Origin of the sequence: Desulfogranum japonicum DSM 18378 (assembly GCF_000429945.1) — a bacterium.
In the GTDB taxonomy this organism is placed as follows: Bacteria; Desulfobacterota; Desulfobulbia; order Desulfobulbales; family Desulfobulbaceae; genus Desulfogranum; species Desulfogranum japonicum.
Map to the genome: position 1 here is coordinate 1 of NZ_AUCV01000050.1, position 21,886 is coordinate 21,886.

Annotated in this window: 17 protein-coding genes; 9 read left to right on the forward strand and 8 right to left on the reverse strand. The window is 43.4% G+C overall.

Translation table 11 applies throughout. The features are described from left to right. Positions 1 to 133 precede the first annotated feature (133 nt). From G493_RS34055 to G493_RS0118645, 4 genes are all read right to left on the reverse strand, one after another. Positions 134 to 1,030, reverse strand: coding sequence for a hypothetical protein (locus tag G493_RS34055; RefSeq protein ID WP_205623715.1), 897 nt, complete (start codon positions 1,028 to 1,030; stop codon positions 134 to 136). A gap of 145 nt (positions 1,031 to 1,175) precedes the next feature. Continuing rightward, positions 1,176 to 1,553, reverse strand: a complete 378-nt coding sequence (locus G493_RS34060; protein ID WP_205623716.1) for a hypothetical protein — start codon at positions 1,551 to 1,553, stop codon at positions 1,176 to 1,178. 46 nt (positions 1,554 to 1,599) lie between these two features. Further along, positions 1,600 to 2,124 carry a GNAT family N-acetyltransferase gene (locus G493_RS30095; RefSeq protein ID WP_051309553.1) on the reverse strand — a complete coding sequence of 175 codons (525 nt, stop codon included), beginning with the start codon at positions 2,122 to 2,124 and terminating at the stop codon, positions 1,600 to 1,602. 73 nt (positions 2,125 to 2,197) lie between these two features. Beyond that, the gene (locus G493_RS0118645) at positions 2,198 to 2,713 is read right to left on the reverse strand and encodes a DUF3806 domain-containing protein (RefSeq protein WP_205623717.1); all 516 of its coding nucleotides are present in this window, start codon (positions 2,711 to 2,713) and stop codon (positions 2,198 to 2,200) included. A 381-nt stretch (positions 2,714 to 3,094) separates the two neighbouring features. On the opposite strand from G493_RS0118645, the gene G493_RS0118650 reads away from it, so the two are divergent. Together G493_RS0118650 and G493_RS0118655 are read left to right on the forward strand one after the other, a co-directional pair. Continuing rightward, positions 3,095 to 4,393: an integron integrase gene (locus tag G493_RS0118650; RefSeq protein WP_205623718.1), complete on the forward strand. Its 1,299-nt coding sequence runs from the start codon at positions 3,095 to 3,097 to the stop codon at positions 4,391 to 4,393. A gap of 298 nt (positions 4,394 to 4,691) precedes the next feature. Further along, the gene (locus G493_RS0118655; protein ID WP_035275146.1) at positions 4,692 to 5,639 is read left to right on the forward strand and encodes a DnaJ C-terminal domain-containing protein; all 948 of its coding nucleotides are present in this window, start codon (positions 4,692 to 4,694) and stop codon (positions 5,637 to 5,639) included. 78 nt (positions 5,640 to 5,717) lie between these two features. Here G493_RS0118655 and G493_RS0118660 read toward each other — a convergent pair whose 3' ends face one another. Continuing rightward, entirely contained in the window at positions 5,718 to 6,905 is a 1,188-nt protein-coding gene (locus G493_RS0118660; protein WP_028581620.1) for an aminotransferase-like domain-containing protein, read from the reverse strand. Between the two features lie 385 nt (positions 6,906 to 7,290). Here G493_RS0118660 and G493_RS0118665 point away from each other — a divergent pair, with 385 nt between their 5' ends. From G493_RS0118665 to G493_RS0118695, 7 genes are all read left to right on the forward strand, one after another. After that, on the forward strand, positions 7,291 to 9,126 hold the full coding sequence (locus G493_RS0118665; protein ID WP_232363794.1) for an extracellular solute-binding protein: 1,836 nt from the start codon (positions 7,291 to 7,293) through the stop codon (positions 9,124 to 9,126). 266 nt (positions 9,127 to 9,392) lie between these two features. Beyond that, the gene (locus tag G493_RS0118670; RefSeq protein ID WP_028581622.1) at positions 9,393 to 10,385 is read left to right on the forward strand and encodes a type 1 periplasmic-binding domain-containing protein; all 993 of its coding nucleotides are present in this window, start codon (positions 9,393 to 9,395) and stop codon (positions 10,383 to 10,385) included. A gap of 841 nt (positions 10,386 to 11,226) precedes the next feature. Next, entirely contained in the window at positions 11,227 to 12,384 is a 1,158-nt protein-coding gene (gene sucC / locus G493_RS0118675) for an ADP-forming succinate--CoA ligase subunit beta (protein ID WP_028581623.1), read from the forward strand. A gap of 137 nt (positions 12,385 to 12,521) precedes the next feature. Beyond that, positions 12,522 to 13,391: a succinate--CoA ligase subunit alpha gene (gene sucD, locus G493_RS0118680; protein ID WP_028581624.1), complete on the forward strand. Its 870-nt coding sequence runs from the start codon at positions 12,522 to 12,524 to the stop codon at positions 13,389 to 13,391. Positions 13,392 to 13,494: 103 nt separating this feature from the next. After that, the gene (locus G493_RS0118685) at positions 13,495 to 15,051 is read left to right on the forward strand and encodes an acyl-CoA carboxylase subunit beta (protein WP_028581625.1); all 1,557 of its coding nucleotides are present in this window, start codon (positions 13,495 to 13,497) and stop codon (positions 15,049 to 15,051) included. Positions 15,052 to 15,115: 64 nt separating this feature from the next. Beyond that, positions 15,116 to 15,313 (forward strand): hypothetical protein, encoded by a 198-nt coding sequence (locus G493_RS0118690; RefSeq protein ID WP_028581626.1) that lies wholly within the window; start codon positions 15,116 to 15,118, stop codon positions 15,311 to 15,313. Positions 15,314 to 15,369: 56 nt separating this feature from the next. Then, complete coding sequence (locus tag G493_RS0118695; RefSeq protein WP_028581627.1) at positions 15,370 to 17,346, forward strand: pyruvate carboxylase subunit B; 1,977 nt, start codon at positions 15,370 to 15,372, stop codon at positions 17,344 to 17,346. 256 nt (positions 17,347 to 17,602) lie between these two features. Here the strand turns inward: G493_RS0118695 and G493_RS0118700 are convergent, their stop codons facing one another. The 3 genes from G493_RS0118700 to G493_RS0118710 all read right to left on the reverse strand — a co-directional run bounded on the left by G493_RS0118700 (position 17,603) and on the right by G493_RS0118710 (position 21,648). Continuing rightward, positions 17,603 to 18,517, reverse strand: coding sequence for an HpcH/HpaI aldolase/citrate lyase family protein (locus G493_RS0118700; protein ID WP_028581628.1), 915 nt, complete (start codon positions 18,515 to 18,517; stop codon positions 17,603 to 17,605). Positions 18,518 to 18,886: 369 nt separating this feature from the next. Next, entirely contained in the window at positions 18,887 to 20,452 is a 1,566-nt protein-coding gene (locus G493_RS0118705) for a sensor domain-containing diguanylate cyclase (RefSeq protein ID WP_028581629.1), read from the reverse strand. Positions 20,453 to 20,598: 146 nt separating this feature from the next. After that, positions 20,599 to 21,648, reverse strand: coding sequence for a KamA family radical SAM protein (locus G493_RS0118710; RefSeq protein WP_028581630.1), 1,050 nt, complete (start codon positions 21,646 to 21,648; stop codon positions 20,599 to 20,601). Positions 21,649 to 21,886 lie beyond the last annotated feature (238 nt).

A 21,886-nucleotide genomic window follows, 5' to 3' on the forward strand; every position in this document is an offset into this window, starting at 1 on the left:
AAAAATATATATTTCCTTAAAGAGACGGGCTTGTCCAACCACGGATAAGATTGTGGTTCGTTCGTTCCTCACTCACACAATCTATCCTTATTCGTTAGCGTTTTTGTCATTATTTCAATTGTTTGATTGTTATTCACATTGGGCTTTTCCATTCTGAATGAGCATGTCTGAAACGTGGACTTTCTGCTTTAGGGTTATACGATGCTTTTGTGTCGTCAATTATTACATTTCTTCCAAGAATGTCTCTAGCTTCACCAAGCGACCAAACAGTTGAAAGATCACTTGAAATATCTCGATACATTGATGAAAATCCAGTTTCTCTACCAATATTATGAAATATTTCTGGTAACTTTATTTTGAAATTATATGCAGGCAATTTGGGTAGGCCATTTAATGCAGCATATGTGTTATATACATGTATTAATCTAGTGATTGGAGTTCCTTGCCTTGTGGTGATAGAGAATTTAACTCGAATTGATTCTGAGATTTTATCTATTTCACCAATAATTTTTGACACCGCCTTGTTTGCTTGACCTATATCTGATTCATCAAAAAGTCTCCTAACCTCTCTGATTTGCTCTCTTGCCTGCGTAATATTTTTGTCATTTCTTATTTCAAAAGCAGCCTTGATAATATCTTTAACATTTCCGGTTTCTTTAGCTAACCAAGCCGAAAATATTGGTAGATCTATTGCTGTGGCTGAAGAAAGGCCGCCATTGTGTATTTCTATGAGATCTTTTGAAAGTATTCTTGAGAAATGATCTACTATTCGCCCAGTATAATCAAAACCATAGTTGCAGGTTTTGGAAATATAGTGTTGTTGGTATGCCTGTCTGATAGGATACACAAATGTGTCAGATTTTAGATACTTGGCAACCATTGAGTAAAAGATAGTTCGATTTGCCAACCATGTAAGTGATGCAACGAAAGCACTTATTGCAGGGGTTAAACCACCAGTTTCACCACTTCCCCATTTAGCTTTCGGAATACGATAACCTTTTTTTACTGGGTTACCTTTAGAATCATACAACCTTACAGCTGAACTTGTGTTGCCACTAACGTCCTCAATATCAGATAATTCAGAGAAAATTGCAGATGCTAAATTACCATATTTGTTGAATTCGGTTGAGCCCTGTTCTGCTAGACATTTTAATGTTAAATAATATACACTTGAGCTAATATCCCAGGTAACTCATGATATGAGTTTTTAAGATGTTGAAAAATTCACGGAAATTCTCATTGACGAACTCACCACCTCTAATTTCTGGATTCAGCTTGCTTGACTCTTCATATGCTTTTGTTTCTATATCATGCAAATTGTAAACGGTTGGGTCAATAAACTCTATATAAGGGAAGTCTTTAATCCTTTGCTCTCTATGTTTTGGAATATAGTTGTCTAGGGCAACTATTTTATCGTAAAACAAGATAGATTGAATCAAATTTTCTAAAGCAATAATATCCGTATCTACGGAATCTCTTGACCTTGTTTTTACCTCGCCAATTATTCTTTGAACACCAGTTATTGTTGCATTATCAATTAGAGAATAGGTCATAACGTTTAGTAATTACATGGGATTGTTTGTTTCGCTAACGTTGAGTTCAGTGGCGAGCTTCAGCGAGTCCACTGGAATGGTTGGTTGTGTGTTTTATTTCTATTTTCAATTTCCTGCCACCAGTGATTTCAAAACCATTAACTTGATAAAAATTTAGAGTCTTATCGAATTGAGGGAGTGGTGGTGTGGTGACTTCTAATCTTGACCAATTCTTGCCTTTAGCAAATTTAATTGCCTCATTGACTAGAGCATTGCCAATTTTATTTGAACGATACTTCTGAGAGATAAACAGTTCTGGTATAGTTCCATAGGCACCTTCAGAATATAGAGCGAAGCTTTCATAAAGGGATATAAAACCGATATTTTTTCCAGAAACAATATCCTTTGCCATAAAAACCCAATATTTTTCATTTGATATTAGATCTTTTGCAATAATTAGTGTCTTTTCAGGGTCGAAATGAAAGGCATGTAAATTGATTTTTGTCATTATTTCATTTAACAGATCTCCGACCAAGAGTATTAGATCTGAGAAATCTTCAGCTTGGATTGGCGCTATTGTAATATTCTTCATTCGTATTTTACTCACACAACGTGGAATTCACCGGCGAGCTTCGCGAGTCCGGTGGAATGATTGGTTGTGTGAGTTAATCTGCTGTTTTTTCGAGATCTTTAATGTTCTCTACAAGACCATTGAACAATTCAAAAACATCAATCTCTTCTTCTCTTTCAATTCTTTTTGAGATCATAGTCATTGGGTACATTATTATGCTGCTATTTCCTAATCGAATAGCTGGATCGCGACCCATTTCATCTTCAACTATTATCCAGTGCATATCAAGTTCTTGCACAAATGCGTCACCAAATATAATGCCCATGCATTGCAATTCGTAAGTATTAGTTGAATCAAATACTTTCTGCTCTATCAATGCTCTCAGTAAACCAAGTTTTCCAGCTACAGATTTATATTTATCACTTGAAGAAGGACTTAAATATTTCTCGATAACATTTCTTCTTTTTGTCAATTCAGATTCATCAATATTTGTAAGTTCACCAATCACCTGTTTGGGAGGTGGTTCAACAACCCATTCTTTGGCCATAGTAGAATTGTGGTTTGATAGCACTGCTACTGCTATAATTAAGAGTAAATTTAGTATTTTCATACACACAACGTTTTATAGGCGAACGTCGCATTTGGCGAGAAGATCAGCAAGGCGTTTGCGAATTTTCTTCTTTGTTGCCAATGGTTTTGTTCGTATGGATATAAGTGGTATTTTTTCTAACTTGTTTAATTTTCTATAAAATATATAGTTATTCTGTTGTTTTTATACCGCAAAACAGGTGGCATCGCAAGTGAAATGAGTGGCGATATTATGAGTCGTCTAACATTGAAATTTTTTATTTGTGGTATGCTGCATTTTTTGGATTTGGATCTGTTGCGGTACTTCTTTGCGTCGTTATTGGCTTGTAGAGACCGTTTTAGGCGACTGTCGTATAAAACGGAAATTTTTTAGAAAAAAAATTAAAATGAATATAATTTTAATATGTTAGATGCTACGAAATTTGCTGATTTTTTACTTGGAGGCGACTTGGTAGGGCAAGGGAAGGAAAAATATCATGTGATGTGGGTGAGGAAGTTTTTCAAGGTTAGGGTTCAGTGGTTGAATCACCCTTGGCCAGATCAACTACAGTATTTTCTTAAAGTTCTGGAAGCTGACCCCAAGGTTGAGCAATGGCAAATAGACCAGGCAGAGCAGTCAGTTCGTCTATACTTTGTTAATTTTTTGGGGCATCAGGAAAAGATAGATGATTGTGAGCCTCTGATTAGGATTGATCCTGAAAATGGCTTTATGGTTTCGGGAGCTATTGCTGCTTTTCAGGAGTCACTTCGTTTAAAGAATTATGCGTATAAAACGGAACAATCCTACCTCAATTGGTGTAAAAGGTTGCTGCGATTTACCTGCGAAGCACAAAACGTTCCCTCTAACGGGCCAGTACATCTGCATGAGCAACATATCAAAGATTTTCTTGCTTACCTTGTCCTTAAACGATACGTGTCCAGCTCAACACAAAATCAGGCTTTTAGTGCTATTTTGATGTTTTGCCGTGTGGTTTTACGTAGAGATTTAGGAGATTTTAAAGAAAATGTTCGTGCCAAGACTGGAAAACGTTTACCTGTTGTCTTTTCAATTGAGGAGGTTCAACGTATCTTTGCAAAAACACGTGGAACATCTGGACTTATGATCAAAATGATTTACGGAGGAGGGATGCGTCTTACAGAATGTCTTAGGTTGCGCGTCCAGGATATTGATTTTGACCAAAGTTTGATTTTTATTCGAGCTGGAAAAGGCGATAAAGATCGCACTACAATATTGCCGGAAAGTATTCAGGGCATGCTTAAAGAACATTTAGTGCGGGTTCGTGAATTGCACAAGATGGATCTTGAAAAGGGCTACGGACAGGTGTATCTTCCTGACGCCCTTGCCAGAAAGTACCCCGGGGCTGCTTCTCAGTGGGGGTGGCAATATGTTTTTCCAAGTATGGTATTGTCTACTGACCCAAGAACAAATGTTGTGAGAAGACATCACGTCAGTGCCCGGGCAGTCCAGAGAGCCCTTAAACAGGCGATGAATGATGCCGACATCAGTAAGCATGCATCCGTACACACCTTGCGCCACAGCTTTGCCACCCACTTGTTGCTCAATGGAGTGGATCTGCGCCAGATACAGGAATATTTAGGACACGCTCGTGTAGAAACTACCATGGTTTACACGCATGTTGTCAAGGATTTACGCAATCCGGCCGTTAGCCCTCTGGATATGTTGGAACAGTTTTGCAAGTGATTTTTGGAAATAAAAAATAACCAATATTTGGGGCCATGAATAGACTTTATCCGCTTTACGCTTATAGTTAAAATCAAATGCAGAGAGTGAAGATTTTTACCGTAATTGATCACAGGCGCACCTATTTGCGCGATCGTTATTGCCCGAATAGGTAGTGCCTGTAGCGAACAATAACGCTTGCACAAATCTTGGGCGACTTAAATCACTTACAGCCACGATGTAAATGGGGCAAGGGATTGCATGTTTCTGTAATCATTTGCGTTTTGCCATCTTTTATGGAGAGAAGATAAGAACACCAATGGAGTACTATGAAATTCTTGAGGTATCTAAGGATGCCTCAGCAGCTGAAATAAAAAAAGCTTATCGCAAACTCGCTTTAAAATATCATCCTGATAAAAATCCCGATGATAAACAGGCTGAGGCTAAATTTAAGGAAATCAGTGAAGCGTATGCGGTACTTTCAGACCCGGAAAAACGAAAACAATATGATACCTATGGGTCCACCGGTTTTCATCAGCGCTTCTCCCAGGAAGACATTTTTCGAGGTTTTGATCTCAATGATATCCTGCGTCAGTTTGGCTTTGGGGGAGGTTCTTTCCGTTCAGGTGGCAATTTTTTTACTGGCGGACAACAGGGAAGGGGAGGATTTGAATCCTTTTTCACCAATGGCGGGATGCGTGGAGGAGGTTGTGCTGGCGGTGGATGCGGCCCCCAGCAGCCAAAAGGACAGGATTTAACCTATGAGATCAATGTCAGTCTGGAAGACGTGCTGAATGGTGCGGAAAAAAATATTACCTTGCGTCATCACAGTGGGCAACCCCAGCATGTATCTGTGAAGATACCTCAGGGCATTGAAACTGGAAAAAGGCTGCGTTTGAGCGGCAAAGGGAATCCCTCTCCTGCAGGTGGGCCTCCGGGCGATCTGTATTTGAAAGTTTATGTAGAAAAACATCCTGAATATACTCGTGACGGTGACGATCTGATCATTGAAAAAAGGGTGCCATTCAGCCAGGCCTGTCTTGGAACCAGTGTGGAGATCACCACACTGGAGGGGAAAAAGATCAAGCTGAAAGTCCCTGCTGGGGTTCAGCAGGAATCAAAGCTAAGAGTCCGCGGACATGGGTTGCCGGACGGTCCAAATGGGACTAGAGGGGATATATACGTGAAGATTGCTGTGCAAATCCCAAAACAGCTGAGTAAGGAGCAGGAAGAGGCAGTAAACGCTCTAGCCGCACTTTCTCTGTAACACAGAAGGACTGTGTCAGCTTTCAGGATGCAGTAGCAGGGAAAGCTCAAAGCCCCTACAACTGTATCCTGAAAGGTTTTATTGAGCGCTCAGCAGTTGTTTGATGGCATTTGCCATACGTTTGATCCCTTCTTCGATAGTAGGGATGTCCATGCATGAGAAGTTAAGTCGCAGTGTATTGGTGTCATCTGCATTGATGTAAAATGGATTACCTGGAACAAATGCCACCTTGGCTGCCAGCGCATGTTCAAAAAGTTCCATGGCCGAAACTCCTTTTGGCAGGGTCACCCAAAGAAACATACCTCCATCGGGATTTGTACACTGAACTCCCTCCGGAAAGTAACGCCTGATACTCGCTACCATGGCGTCTTTTTGCGCTCCATAAGCAGAGGTAATGGTTCTGATATGCTGATCCAGGTCATTGTCACAAAGAAACTGGTAAATGATACGTTGTGCCAGGTAGTTGGTGTGCAGGTCTGCAGCCTGCTTGGCAACCAGTAGTTTCTCCATCAGGGGTGGCGGTGCAATGAGCCAGCCGATGCGCAATGAAGGCGCGACGGTTTTGGAAAATGAGCCTAAAAGTACAGTTTTTTCTGGAAGTAGCTTGCGGAAACTGGTTTTCGTCTGGGAGACAAAACAAAGATCAGCGTAGGGATCATCCTGGATGATATAAAGCTTCTTTTTTTCAAGCAGACGTGCACACTGCTGACGATTTTCCTCACTATAACTGATTCCGCTTGGGTTCTGAAAATTTGGAACCGTATACATCAGCTTTGGTTGTGTTGTGCTCAGAGTCATTTCTAATTGGTTAAGATCCATCCCTTTTTCGTCTACAGGAATAGGTAGAAACTGAGGACGGTATAAAGAAAACGCCTGGATAGCCCCAAGGTAACCTGGCTCTTCGATAATCATGTGGTCGTTTCTGTTGAGAAGAACCTTGCCAAGTAAATCTATTCCCTGCTGTGAGCCTGTGGTTATCAGGATATGTTCGGGATTGATATCAAGCCCCTGTTTCTCTGCATACCGTTTGGCTATGAGTTCCCTGAGCGGCAAGTATCCCTCGCTATTGGCATATTGCAATACTTCCTGGCCAGCTGTTGCAAACACCTTATCTGTTGCCTGTTGCAATCCTTGTACAGGAAAAAGCTGTCTGTTCGGCAGCCCGCCGGCAAAAGAGATAATGGATGGATCCAGTGTAACTTTCAGTATTTCACGAATAAATGATTGTGGGACATCAGCGATGCGGTCGGCAAATAAGGAGTTCATTTTGTTTTCCTGCAAAATTGAGAACAGCAGGCAATTACAATTGCTCTTTGCATCGCTTGCTGCGCCGAAACTACTCACAGGGTGTTAAGCCCGATGTGGTACCTTCTGTTATTTTACAATGTAGGTGCTGCTGTTGCTCCAGATTTATGTAAAGGTGGGGCTGTTTGTATTTTTGGTCAGCAAAGTTTGTGGTTCAGCAGCATGAAAATTGTTATTAGTACACCTCGGTGTAGAATTCGTCAATTTATTCTGAAAGGGACGGATGACAATCCATGAGGTGAACGATCAGGTGAACTCGTACCTGTTCATAAAGGAAGATTTTTACGCCTATTTAAGGTGTATGACGTTTTGAATGCCCCAAATAATATATATTCCCTGGAGTGCTATGCAAAAAATGAAACCGAGATTTCAAGAACAAGGTTGGCGTATGGCAGTAACGTTTCTCTGTCTTGTACTTTTATCTATGTTGCAACCTGCACAATCTCTCTTGGCTGCCCATGGTGAAAGTCTTGATGGCGAGCTGAAATATCCTAAGGATTTTAAACATTTTGATTATGTTTCACCCAATGCAAAACAGGGGGGAACTCTGAACCTACATAGTTTAGGTGGTTTTGATAAAATGAACCCTTTCACCCTGAAGGGGGAGAGCCCTGAAGGTTTAGGAACATATGTTTACGAAACTTTGACGGTATCCAGTCTTGACGAGCCGTTTGCGCAGTACGGTCTGATTGCTAAGGACATTGCCATGGCGCCGGACCAGAAATCCGTTACCTTTACATTGAATCCAAAAGCTCGCTTTGCAGATGGAACTCCGGTGAGAGCCGAAGATGTGATATTTAGCCTGGAGATTTTACAAAGTGAAGAAGCATCTCCTTTTTATCAACTGTATTTTCATGATATCGAGCGGGGTGAAATAATAGACGTGCACACTGTGAAATTTCATTTTAAAAGAAAAAACAGGGAGTTGCATATGATAGCTGGGCAGCTTCCTGTGCTTAGCAAAAAATTTTTTACTGAACATGGGTTCAACTCCACTGATGCCAAAGACACCCTGGCACTCCCGCTTGGGTCCGGGCCGTATATGGTAAAATCCTATGATTTAGGGAAACATATAACTTATGTCAAAAATCCTGATTATTGGGCAAAAGATCTGCCTGTACGCAAGGGAATGTTTAATTTCGACACCATTAACATTAAATACTTCAAGGATCAGACTGTCAGCCTGGAGGCATTTAAGGCCGGTGAATTTGACTTTATGTATATCAACATTGCCAAGCAATGGCAGCGTGATCTTGTTGGTAGAAAATTTGATCAGGGCCTGCTGACAAAACATGCCTTTGCTCACAAGAATAATGCAGGTATGCAGGGGTTCGCTTTCAACACCCGACGTGATTTGTTCAAAGACAGGCGGGTTCGGCAGGCGTTGGGCCTGGCGCTTGATTTTGAGTGGACCAATACTACCTTGTTTTACAGTCAGTATAAACGCACAAACTCCTATTTTGCAAATTCTGAATTGGCGGCTACCGGCCTGCCGTCTGAAGACGAGCTGAAAATACTGGAACCATTTCGTAAAGAGTTGCCCCCTGAAGTCTTCACTCAGCCATTAACACCTCCGACAACTGCAGGCCCCGGTGGGCTTAGGGCTAACCTGCGTAAGGCTATGGCCTTGCTAAAAGAATCAGGATATCAGATTCAGGATGGCACTCTTGTCGATTCTACTGGAAAACCATTCACCTTTGAAATCTTGCTTGTCTCGCCAACGTTTGAGCGGGTGATGGCAGGATATGTAAACAACCTGCAAAAACTAGGCGTGCGAGCCTCTTATCGAACTATTGATCCGGCACTGTACATAGATAGAATTAAGAATTTCAACTTTGATATGACCGTGCAGGGTTTTCCGCAGTCGCAGTCGCCTGGAAATGAACAGCGGGAATTTTGGGGAAGTAGTGCTGCCCAGCGTAAGGGCTCCCGAAATGTTGTAGGGATAAGTGATCCGGTTGTTGATGCGTTGATTGATGCGGTGATTTATGCGGAGGATCGAAAGACCCTCACTGTGGCATGTCGAGCTCTTGACAGGGTATTGTGGTATGGCTACTATGTCGTGCCTAATTGGTATCTGGATTCGCATCGACTGGCTTTTTCAACCAGTCTCAGATATCCTGAAACATTGCCTGTTTACTACAGTTACGACCAGTTCTTGAATACATGGTGGCAAGAGTGACGTATTCACACACTGTTGGCATTTTTTTTGTAAGGTCCCATATATCCTATATTCCTTGACGGAAGTAGGGTATAATGGGACCGAAGGTATCAACTTTTATCACGCGTATTCGTGACTACATGCTTGAGAGAATATTCTTAGAACAGTATTTAAACGTCTGCAGTACAGGTATTCGCATGTTCCGAAGTCTGTGTTTACCCGTAGGCAAAAAGGTACGTGTCAGATTGCGGAATTCCTCATTCAGGACCAGACAGTAAAGAGGAATTATGACCACTTCAATGGATAAAACGGATAAGGATTATCCGTGGATTTATTTAACCGGTAAGGAGGTCTATGACTTTTTTTGTAAAGTAAAGGGCCGGTTACAGGGCATAACTGTGTACGCCCTGGTGGGTAAAAGCGGAACGGGCAAAAGTTTTCGGGCTCGTTTGCTGGCTGAAAAAATTGGTATTCCCTATATCGTAGATGATGGCCTGCTGATACACGATACCGCCATATTGGCAGGGAGATCCGCCAAGCAGGAAAAGAACTATATCAGTGCGATTAAGACAGCTCTTTTTTCTGACTCTGTTCATCGAGACCAAGTGGTTGAGGTGATGCAGAAAAGAAAAATAAAGAAGATCCTTCTGATCGGTACGTCTGACAAGATGGTAGCCCGGATGGCCAGACGGCTCGAATTGCCCCCGATTTCCCGAATCATAAAAATTGAAGAGATCGCCAGCCAGGAAGATATAGAGAATGCAATTAAATCCCGCTTTGAAGAAGGCAAGCATGTTATCCCTGTGCCAGCCATAGAAATTCGGCGTGATTATGCTCAGATTCTTTCTGATTCCATCCGAATTTTTTTTAAGGGCAGCAAGTCAGCGTCCGGTAATAAAAAATCGCGATTTTTTGACAAGTCTGTCGTGCAACCTGATTTTCATACCAATGATCGTGTCGTTTCTGGAACAGTCACTATCTCTGAAGCTGCTTTAACGCAGATGCTCCTTCACTGCATAGATGAATTTGACAGTGAAATTCAAGTGAAAAAAATCAGGGTTCGTACTGCGCGTTCCGGGTATGGGATCAGTCTGTTTATTGGAGTGCCGTATGGAAAAACCCTGGCCGGAGGACTCCATGGCCTGCGGGCCTATATCACGGATCGATTACAGAGGTACACTGGTATTCTGCTGGAGTCTCTTGAGATTTCGGTTGATGAAGTCGTGCAGCGGAAAAAAGAGCAAAAAGATGAAATCGACAAAAAAAATGAACAGGGATAAAAAAAAGCCAATCTATCTAACCCCTCCATTTTACAACCTCTAACTGAGTCTTCATTCATTTTCACACAGGGGGTAACCCCCCCAAACCTTTATTTATCCCTTGACTCGATAAATATAATGTTGTTATACAACCTGTGTTTTGAGTGATTGTTTTGTAAGCAGTTTGCCGGGTGGAATCGTCGAGTTGTGGGTGAGGGCGGCTTGCTTCTATGGAAATGCACTCAGTCTGCTGTTTTGATTAAGTGCAGCTCTATTCCCGTTGTATCATCTTACTAGGTATATAATTCGATAATTTCACCGCGTCATCTTCTTCGAAAGTCACTTGACTCGTGCTCTGCAGTTTGTGGTAGTGGTGCAGGGTTTTGAGTGGTTTTTTCGGATGTGGTAGCGGTAAAAAGTGCTTAAGGGATGCAGTATAAGGGTAACCTTACAAACATCCTGAGTACGGTAATGTCTGGTCGGTGCGTATATCTGACCACGTCTTCTTTCCTGCTCTCCCATTTCTGAAAAAATGTTTTGTCTGGCCGTGGGGCTGAAGTGCATAGATGCGAAATCTCGTTGGGGGAGATTTTCACACTAGCGTATTGCCTTCTGCTTTGAGGCTGATCGAACGTTTTTTCTTGTTGGGAATGCGGAAGAAAGCTAGGCATATTTTCTGGGGGGAAAATTGCTTCACGTCTTTTCTCCTTGTCTTTTACTCTTCCTGCCGAATCCATCCCCGAAAAAGCGGGTGCATGTCACTTGAAGCTCGCAAAACAGTGTCAACAGGATTTCAAACAATTCTATTTCTCGAGGAGGCCGCCCGTCGATTGCGATCGGTACTCCGCAAAAGGATGCGTCTATGAAAGTTCATGAGTATCAGGCCAAGGAATTATTCCGGAAATTTAATGTACCGACCCCCAATGGTAAGGTCGCTTACACAACTGAAGAAGTTGAGAAAATTGCGGACGAATTTGGACTTCCTGTGGTAGTTAAGGCCCAGGTCCATGCCGGCGGTCGAGGAAAAGGCGGCGGTGTAAAACTCGCCAGAACCAAAGAGGAAGTGAAAGAAGTTGCTGACTCCATCATCGGTATGACCCTGGTTACCAAACAAACCGGTGCTGAGGGTAAGAAAGTAAACAAGGTACTGGTTGAGCAGGGTGTTTCCATAAAGAAAGAACTTTATCTCTCCATTATTCCCGATCGTGAAACCGCAAGCGTTGCCATTGTCTGCAGCCAGGACGGCGGTATGGATATCGAGGATGTTGCCGAGAAGACCCCGGAGCGGATCATCACCGTTAGTGTCAGCCCTGCCACAGGTATTCAGCCTTTCCATCTTCGCCAGGTCTGCTTCGGCCTTGAACTGCCCAAAGAGTTGATGAAAAAGATGTCTGCATTGGTGAAGAACCTCTATGAATGCTTTGTGGCATATGATTGCTCCATGCTGGAGATCAATCCCCTTATCATCACCGAAGAGGATGATATCATCGCGCTTGACGCAAAAATTGACGTTGATGGAAACTCCATGTTTCGTCATCCCGATGTCAAAGAGATGCATGATCCTGACGAAGAGGATCCCATTGAGTTGGAAGCCAGCCAATACGGGCTTAACTACATCAATCTTGATGGAAATGTGGGTAATATCGTTAACGGTGCCGGATTGGCCATGGCAACCATGGATATCGTAAAAATGGCTGGCGCATCTCCTGCAAACTTCCTTGATGTTGGTGGTGGAGCAAATGCTGAGGCTATTGAGAATGGCTTCCGACTGATTATGAGTGATCCTAGTGTAAAAGGTATTTTGATCAACGTATTTGGTGGAATTTTACGCTGTGATATCCTTGCACAGGGTGTGGTTCAGGCTGCAACAAAACTGAAATTGTCTGTTCCTGTTGTCGTTCGTATGGAAGGAACAAACGTAGAAGAAGGACGCAAAATTCTTGCTGACTCCGGTCTTGAGCTGATCAACGCAGTTGATCTGGCTGACGCTGCAGAGAAAGTTGCAAAGATTGTAGCCTAAATAGATTTCGCACTGTTCTCCAGGTTAAAAACACCTAGAGAACAAGATTTCGGGGTGCAAAGGGTCAGGGTTAAATGGCTGACTCCCGCAATAATGCCCTGTAACAGAAATACTAACCATACTCATAGAGGAATACGATGAGCGTTTTTATAGATAAAAATACCCGTTTACTTGTTCAAGGTATTACCGGTTCGGAAGGACAATTTCATACACGATCCTGTATTGCATATGGGACCAATGTTGTAGCCGGTGTAACACCTGGTAAAGGTGGACAAAAAATGGATGATGTACCCATCTACAACGGTGTTAAAGCTGCGAAGAAAGCATCTGACGCCAATGCATCCATGATTCTGGTACCACCTCCATTTGCTGCAGATGCCATTATGGAAGCTGCTGACGCTGGTATTGAATTAGTAGTCTGCATCACAGAAGGTATTCCTGTGATGGATATGATGAGAGTAAAAAATTACCTTGCCACCAAAAATACCCGCCTTATCGGCCCGAACTGCCCTGGCCTCATGACCCCCGGGCAGTGCAAAATCGGAATTATGCCTAATACCATGGGTAAAGGCGGCGGGCCGGTAGGCGTTGTATCTCGCTCCGGCACCCTGACCTATGAAGTTGTTCATCAGTTGTCCCAGGTCGGCCTCGGACAATCCACCTGCATCGGTATCGGTGGTGACCCCATCAACGGTACCAACTTCCTGGACTGCCTTGCAGCATTCAATGCTGATCCTGAAACCAAGGCGGTTGTTATGGTCGGCGAGATCGGTGGTAATGCTGAAGAGGATGCATGTGACTACATTAAAGCGAATATAGACATGCCTGTTGTCGGTTTTATTGCTGGCCTCACAGCTCCTCCAGGTCGTCGTATGGGTCATGCTGGTGCTATCGTAAGTGGCGGTAAAGGTACTGCTGAAGCAAAAATTGAAGCCATGAAAGCCAGTGGCGTTCATCACTGTGAAAATCTTGGCAAGATTGGCGAGCTTTGTAAAAAAGTTTTCTAAACAGCCGAATGTTGAGACCTGGAACTGATTACTCTTGGAACATCAGTTCCAGGTTCTAACAGGAGCACGGAATCTTCATTGAATTCTGCAGCAAGGAGACAGCATGAGTAGTACAACAAAAGAAAAATTGGAAGAGCTGAAAAAGCGCAGAGCCGCGGCTCTCCTCGGTGGTGGTCAAGATAAAATTGACAAGATCCACGCTAAAGGCAAGAAAACAGCCCGTGAGAGGATCGCTCAGTTACTCGATCCCGGTACCTTTGAAGAGTATGATTGCTTTAAGAGGCATCGCTGCCACAACTTCGGCATGGAAAAGATCCAGTTTGACGGTGATGGTATTGTGACCGGATACGGAAAAATCAACGGTCGTCCTGTTTATATTTATGCACAGGATTTTTCCGTACTGGCAGGCTCTCTTTCTGAGACCCTTGCTGAGAAGATCGTCAAGGTTATGGAACTGGGAATGAAAAACGGCGTTCCTGTTATTGGTCTAAACGATTCCGGTGGTGCGCGTATTCAGGAAGCCATTGAAGCACTTCGCGGGTATACGGATATCTTTTTGCGCAACATTCTGGCATCCGGTGTCGTTCCGCAGATCTCAGGCGTTTTCGGCCCCTGTGCTGGTGGTGCTGTATATTCTCCGGCCCTGACAGACTTCATCATCCAGGTCAAATTACAGTCTTACATGTTCCTGACCGGACCAAAAGTTGTAAAAACCGTCCTCAACGAAGATGTGACCGTTGAGGAACTTGGTGGTGCCTCAATGCATACAACCAAGTCTGGTGTGACGGACCATGCTGCAGAGAATGAAGATGATGCGATTTGGTACATCCAGACGCTGCTTTCCTATCTGCCGCAGAATAATATGGAAGATCCTCCTGATGTGGAGTGCACAGATTCCATCATGCGTAGGAGTGAATTGCTCAACGAGATTATCCCGGATAATCCCAATGCCGCATATGACATGAAAGACGTTATCAGAGAAACTGTTGATGATGGTGTCTTTTTTGAAATTAAAGAAAATTTTGCAGCAAACATTATAGTTGGCTTTGCCCGCTATGGTGGGAAAAGTGTTGGTATCGTAGCCAATCAGCCTAATTACTATGCAGGCGTACTCGATATTGACGCTTCAAAAAAAGGTGCTCGTTTTGTTCGTTTCTGTGACTGTTTTAATATTCCCGTTATCACTTTTGTTGACGTCCCAGGCTTTCTGCCAGGTACTGATCAGGAATTCGGTGGGGTTATTACAAATGGCGCTAAATTGATGTATGCCTATGGCGAAGCTACTGTACCGAAAATTACGATTATTACTCGGAAAGCATACGGCGGAGCATATTGTGTTATGTCCTCCAAGCATCTGCGCTGTGACATTAACTACTCTTGGCCGACCGGTGAAATTGCGGTTATGGGTGCAAAAGGGGCCGTTGAAGTTCTGTATGCAAGGGCTGCTAAGAAAGAGGATGATCCAGCAGCGTTTCTGGCTGAGAAAGAGAATGAGTACAATACTAACTTCTCTAACCCGTACTGTGCTGCCGAGCGTGGGTATATTGATGACGTCATCGAACCTGCGGAGACTCGCTATCGTATCATTAACGCTTTGGAATCCATCAAAACTAAACGTGATACTAACCCAGCGAAAAAACATGGTAATATTCCTTTGTAAATCCTGCCATTGTGGGAATACACTGGGGTGTTGCTGATTAATTCAATACTCAACGGGTGAAAAGATGGCAAAAAACAGTAAGAAAATGGCAGCGGCGCTTGCCGCAGTCAATATGTACCTCCAGCAGGAAGCTGAGGCAGCATATCTGGAGCAGCAGGCTGCTGCTGCCCGTGCCGCCAAGGCCGGTCCCAGTATTTGGGCCATAAGCGGGCGTCAGGAAATGATGTCCATGCGTAGGATGATGCAATTACGAGCGTTTTGATAGCTCCCTTTTAGATTTCGATATTTAACGATTACGTATTAGAGGAGAAACGAACAATGAGCGACCAAGTAACAATGACCGCCATGAATTATGATGCTGATCGTCCCAAGGCGGATAATCCAGTAAAAGTAATGGACCTCAGCCTTCGTGACGGACATCAGTCACTGTTTGCAACCCGCGGTCGTACCGAGGATATGATTCCAGTAGCAGAGCTGATGGATGAAGTTGGCTTCTGGGCTATCGAAACTTGGGGTGGAGCTACTTTTGATACAATGCATCGCTTCCTCAATGAGGATCCTTGGGAGCGTCTGCGTACCTTGAAACGCTACATCAAGAAAACACCTTTTTCCATGCTGCTCAGGGCGCAGAACCTGGTTGGTTACCGCAACTATGCAGACGACCTGGCAATGGCTTTTGTTGAGCGCGCTGCAGAAAACGGTATGGACGTTTTCCGTACCTTTGACGCATTGAATGATTACCGTAACTTTGAGACAGTTGTTAAAGGAATCAAAGCTGCTGGTAAACACTTTCAGGGATGTATCTGCTATACCTTGACAGAGCCTCGTCTGGGCGGTGATATTTATAACATTGACTACTATACCAGCAAGGCAAAAGATCTTGTTGATATGGGTGCTGACTCCATTTGTATCAAGGATATGGCAGGTCTGATCGCCCCTTATGATGCATATGCCATTGTCAAGGCTATCAAGGAAACTACAGATATCCCTGTACATCTGCACAGTCACTTTACTTCCGGTATGTCTCCTTTGAGTCATTTGAAAGCAATTGAGGCTGGCGTTGATATTATTGATACCTGTATGTCTCCATATGCATACAGAACAGCCCACGCTGCTGTAGAGCCTTTTGTTATGGCCCTGCTCGGCACCAATCGCGACACTGGTTTTGATATCAAGAAATTGGCAGAGATCAATACCATTCTGGAAAAAGAGGTTATGCCTAAATACAAACACCTCCAGGATGACTCCAAGTTCTCTATCATCGATATCAATGTTCTACTGCACCAGACACCTGGTGGAATGCTCTCCAACCTTGTTAATCAGCTCCGTGAGATGGACGCACTGGATAAGATTGATGATGTATATAAAGAGCTGCCTAAAGTACGTAAGGATCTCGGTCAGATTCCTCTGGTTACCCCAACCAGCCAGATTGTAGGTATTCAGACTGTAAATAACGTACTTTTCGATACCCCTGAAGAACGCTACAAAATGATCACTGCTCAGGTAAAAGACCTGTGCTATGGTCTGTACGGTAAAACGGCAGTACCTATTAACGAAGAAGTACAGAAAAAAGCGCTTAAAGGGTATGAGCGTGGTGAAACCCCAATCACCTGTCGTCCCGCAGAAGTACTTGAGCCAGAGATGGAAAAAGCTAAAGAGGCTATCGGTGATCTAGCCAAAGATATCGATGATCTCATCCTGTATGCTATTTATCCTGTAACCGGTAAGAAATTCCTTGAATGGAAATACGGTGTTTCTGAGCCACCTCCAGAGGTAAAAGCCCTTACCATGGCTGAGGTTAAGAAGCGTGATGATATTGTTGCCAAAGCCAAAGCTGGTAAACTCCTTGAGCCCAAGCCTGATACTCCTGATAAAACCGCAAATGTACGTGAATTCAACGTTTTTGTAGATGGAGAGTACTTCAAGGTTGAAGTTGATCCTCAAGGTGATATGCCTGTTATGGCTGCAGCCCCAGCAGCCGCAGCCCCTGCTGCCAGACCAGCCGCAGCCGCAGCTCCTGCCGCAGCTCCAGCAGCTAAACCAGCCGCAGCCCCTGCTGCACCGGCAGTTGATGTTGGAGATGGTACACCTTTGACTGCTCCAATGCCAGGTCTGATCATCAAGTATAATGTTAATGTTGGCGATAAAGTAAGTGCTGGAGATACAGTAGTTATACTGGAAGCCATGAAAATGGAGAATGCACTTGCCGCTCCATGTGATGGTGAAGTGAAAGCTCTTGGAGCAAACAGTGGTGACAACGTAACCAAAGGCGCTGTACTTGCTGTAATTGGCTAAGATATTCTAGAAATAGTGTTGTTGCAAAAAAGGGCGCTCTGAGCGCCCTTTTTTATTTTATGGCATTTCAAAAAAACTCTGTAATTGGTTGAATACGATAATAGGGGTAGCCCTAATTCTGCTCGCCCCATGGGGTGTCTTTTTTGAATCCTCCTGAAAAACACTCTGTTTTTTAAGGGATGCTAACCACTATCATTTCAGTGAGTGAAGCATATCTTCAAAAAAAATACGGGAAATGCTTGTGTAGATTCTCTCTTCACATCAATCCGAGATGTTTTGCAAGAGAGCAGAGTTGTTGTGCCATCCTGACCGTTGCCTGGTCTACCATTCTCCCTTCGACAGCTATGGCACCTTTACCTGTGGCCAGGGCTCGTTCATTGGCCTGTAATACCTTTTGGGCAAGGGTGATATCTTCACTGGCAGGGGTGAATACTTCATTGATGACATCGATTTGTGCAGGGTGAATAGCCCATTTGCCGTCACATCCCAGGGCACAGGTCATAATGGCAGATTTTCTCAGCCCATCGGCATCTTTGAAATTTCCATAAGGAGCATCTATAGCCATTACACCCGCAGCTTTGGCAGACATCACCATTTTTGACAGCGGATAATGCCATCTGTGTCCAGGGTAAAGATCCTCTTCTTTTTCTCCATGTCCTGAAATGGAAACCAACCTTGCGCCTACGGAAGCGGAATAATCCGCAATTCCAAATACAAGAGTAATAATCCGTGGGCTGGCAAGTGCAATTTCTGCTGCGTTGGAAAGACCCTGGGCTGTTTCAATTGAAGCTTCTATTCCAATGGTTGTTTGCAGCTTCTTCGCAATTTCAATGCCGTTAAGCATGTGATCTGCAAAGTGTATATCACTGACAGTATTCACTTTTGGGATAACAATGGCATCTATTATAGCTCCGGCACCTTCTGCAACCTCAAGCAGATCTCTATAACCAAATTGCGTGTCCAGCGAATTAATACGAACAGTCACGGTTTTTTGAGACCAGTCATAATCATGTAAAGTCTTAATTACCTGTAAACGTGCTTGTTCTTTCTGGTCCACAGGGACACTGTCTTCAAGGTCCAGCATGACGACATCTGCTGCACATTCCACTGCTTTGGCATGCATTTTAGCTACATGTCCCGGTACTGATAGGTTTGAGCGTCTTGGTTTCATGTAAACTCCTTACACATTAATGATTTACAGAGATTATTTTGCAGACGTGCATCTGTACGCAATTGATGTGATTTGCTTGCACCTACTCAGAGCGGACATGTACTGAATATATATGTTTTATAGGAACAATACGGTGTCTTGTTCAATACTTGGAATGTGTGTCCGCGGTGGTAAGTGAGCATTTACCATGGAATGGCTGCCTGTGGATAGCAGTTGCGTATATATGAAACGTTGCCCAGAAAAATATCCCCCCAATAATCGGTAGAATATCAGGCAAACTGTAAGCTGTTAAGCTTTTTATGCGTTGTAGTGGACATTTGTTTAGGGCAACTGGCATGTGAAATAATCCGGAATGAGAGGTGTAACAATTTAGAATTGGAACCATTTTTTCTTTTTTCTGGGATTATACATGGCAACTTTATTCCGGCCGCTATTTTTAGCATCATACAGCGCTTCGTCAGCGAGCCCTATGAATTCATTCTTTTTAAATCCATCACCCGATGGTCTGGCACAGGCAACACCGACACTAATTGTTACATGGTAGGTTTCTGCGCCATCGTCAAAAATGTAATCATCGACAGTTTTTCTAATTTTTTCTGCAACAAGCAATGCATCTTCAGGTTCTGTCTCAGGGAGAACAAATACAAATTCCTCGCCCCCGTAACGAGCAATGAGGTCATACTCCCGAATGACTTCTTTAACAACACGGCAAAAATCTCTAAGTATGAAATCACCAACTTGATGTCCGTACTGGTCATTAAACTTTTTAAAATGATCAATATCAGTGAGCAGTATTGAAATGGTTTTCCCGTTTCGTATGGAGCGATTTATTTCTTTGTCTAAAAAATTTTGAAAAAATCGATGGTTATTAATTTCGGTAAGCCCATCGATATTTGCTAGATTTTCAAGAAGTGAATTTTTGTGGCCAAGTTCTTCTGTCAAATTTTCCAGTGCCATTTTTGCTTTAATGAGTTCTCTGTTCATTTCCTCGTAGCTGAGATTGAGCAGGCTCAAACGCAGGTTGGCTTCCTGCAGGATTTCTGCAACTGATTTTACCTCTCCAATTTTTACCCCAAAATACTCTGCGGAATTTCGTATTTCTCTATCTACTTTACGCAGGATAGCGTTAACAGCTATTGCTTTAAGGCCGAGAAGTTTTTGCGCATCTTGGCGAAACTGTTTGTGGAAGCGTTCAGGACGTTCACTGTAAAAAAGCTGAGTTAATAAATCAGAAAGGTAAACAGCATGTACGTTATGAATGAGTTGTTCATCATGGTTTGAAACATCTTTAGGTAGATGATGGAAACGTATTGGATACAACAGACGTTCTGGAAATCCCCAGTGTTTTGCGACCATATGTCCGGCCTCACTGTGATTTAAGCCGATTATCTCCTCTTCTATGACTTTTTCGTCAGCCTCATCGCCTTCCTGTTGTATACGTTCCAGCACGCGGGCATATTGCTCCGGAAGAGTGGTCGCGAAGATGAGTTTACCTATATCTTGTAACAGGCCTGAAATGAAGATTTCTTCAGTGTCAGCCCCTTCAATTTGCTCTAAAATCAATTTGGCTGAAGCTGCCCGGACAAGAGATTTTTCCCAGAATTTTTGGAAGTCAAAAGAGCTAATACTATTCTTTTTGTTCATACTGAAAAAGGAAAACGATAACACCAGGCTCCGTACTGCATTTGTACCAAGAATAGAGACGGCCTGATTAATAGTCGAAATCTGTTGAGGAAAACTGTAAAAAGATGAGTTGGAAACACGAAGCACCTTTGATGACAGAGCCACATCTTGAGAGATAAGGTGGGCGATATCAGATAGCGTCGTATCTTCCTTAGCAGTTAACGTCAGTAGTTTAGAGGCTACAACAGGTAGTGTTGGGAGTTCTTTTGATTCAATAATAAAATTCTGAATATTTTCCGGAGGATGCTTCATGGATTTTCCTGTTAATTTTAAGCAAAGATACATTTCCTGGTGCTCAAAGACGATGCGGATGGCGTTTATCCGGTAGTATCCTGATCATTATACAGCGGTAAAAGAGACTGGTTCAAGTTTTGATTGGTAAAATATAGCACCACAGGTCAGTCATTGATTTCTACGTTTGGATAGCTGCATTTTTTCCCCTTATAGGTGGTAAAATCAAAGCTCTCTCCTATGTGTTGTATATACTCTGGAGTAATAGGGATTTTGCCACCGCCGCCAGGGGCATCCAAGGCAAAAGTCGGTATGGCCATTCCGCTTACTGAGCCAATGAGCTGTTCCATGATGGAGATACCTTTTTCAACCTTTGTCCGGAAATGGGCGGTTCCTTTTGTCAGGTCAGCCTGGAAGAGATAGTATGGTTTAACACGCATTCGTAGCAGCCCGTACATGAGGTCGCGGATGATGTCAATGGAATCGTTTACTCCACGCAGCAATACGGTTTGACAGCCAAGGGGAATTCCTGCGTCAGCAAGGAGTGCACAGGCATGGGCGGCTTCCGGAGTAAGCTCCGCAGGATGATTAAAATGTGTATTGATATAGATGGGATGATTTTTTTTCAGCATGGCAGCAAGTTCGGGAGTGATACGACTCGGCAGGGTACACGGGATTCGTGTTCCGATGCGTATGGTGATCACAGAAGGTATGGCTCGAACCTGGCTGATGATTTCCTCAAGCTTGCGGTCAGGCAGCATCAAAGGGTCGCCCCCTGAAATCAAAACATCTTTAATGGCTGGTGTTTTTTTGAGATAGTCCAGCCCTTGCCGTATGGTATCATCATTGATAACCATTGATGACGTTCCAACTTTTCTTTTTCTGGTGCAAAAACGGCAATACACAGCACATTCATTGCTTACCAAAAACAGTGCACGGTCTGGATATTTATGTACCAGGTTAGGGACAGGACTGAGATTTTCTTCGTCAAGAGGGTCAATCATACCATCTGAATCATACAGTTCCAGCGGATCAGGTATTGCCTGTTTTTGCAGGGCTTGCCCGTGTTTGCGCATAAGTTCAGCATAATAGGCGCTGATCCTCATTGGATATTTTGCGTGTACTTCAGCAACTTGCCTAATGTCGATTCCTGGAATATTTCTCAGTTGTTCCGGATTAGTGATGGCCGTGCCACCTGTTATGTGAGTATTGCTCATATGTATAATTGACGTAAAGTGGTGTGTATTCCCCAGAAGGTGGATGTTCTTCGATGTTGACTGCCCGGGCTGTTTCCCTGGCAGGTGAACAAATATACGGAATATGATCCTGATTCGCCAGAACCATTTCATTATGGTATGTTTTAGCCTTGTGGGAAATCTGTTTGTCCGAAATTTTCAGGTGCGCCGAAGCCACATGGAGTTTCTGGAAGGCTTTGGCTTTAGGGGTGCCGTAAAA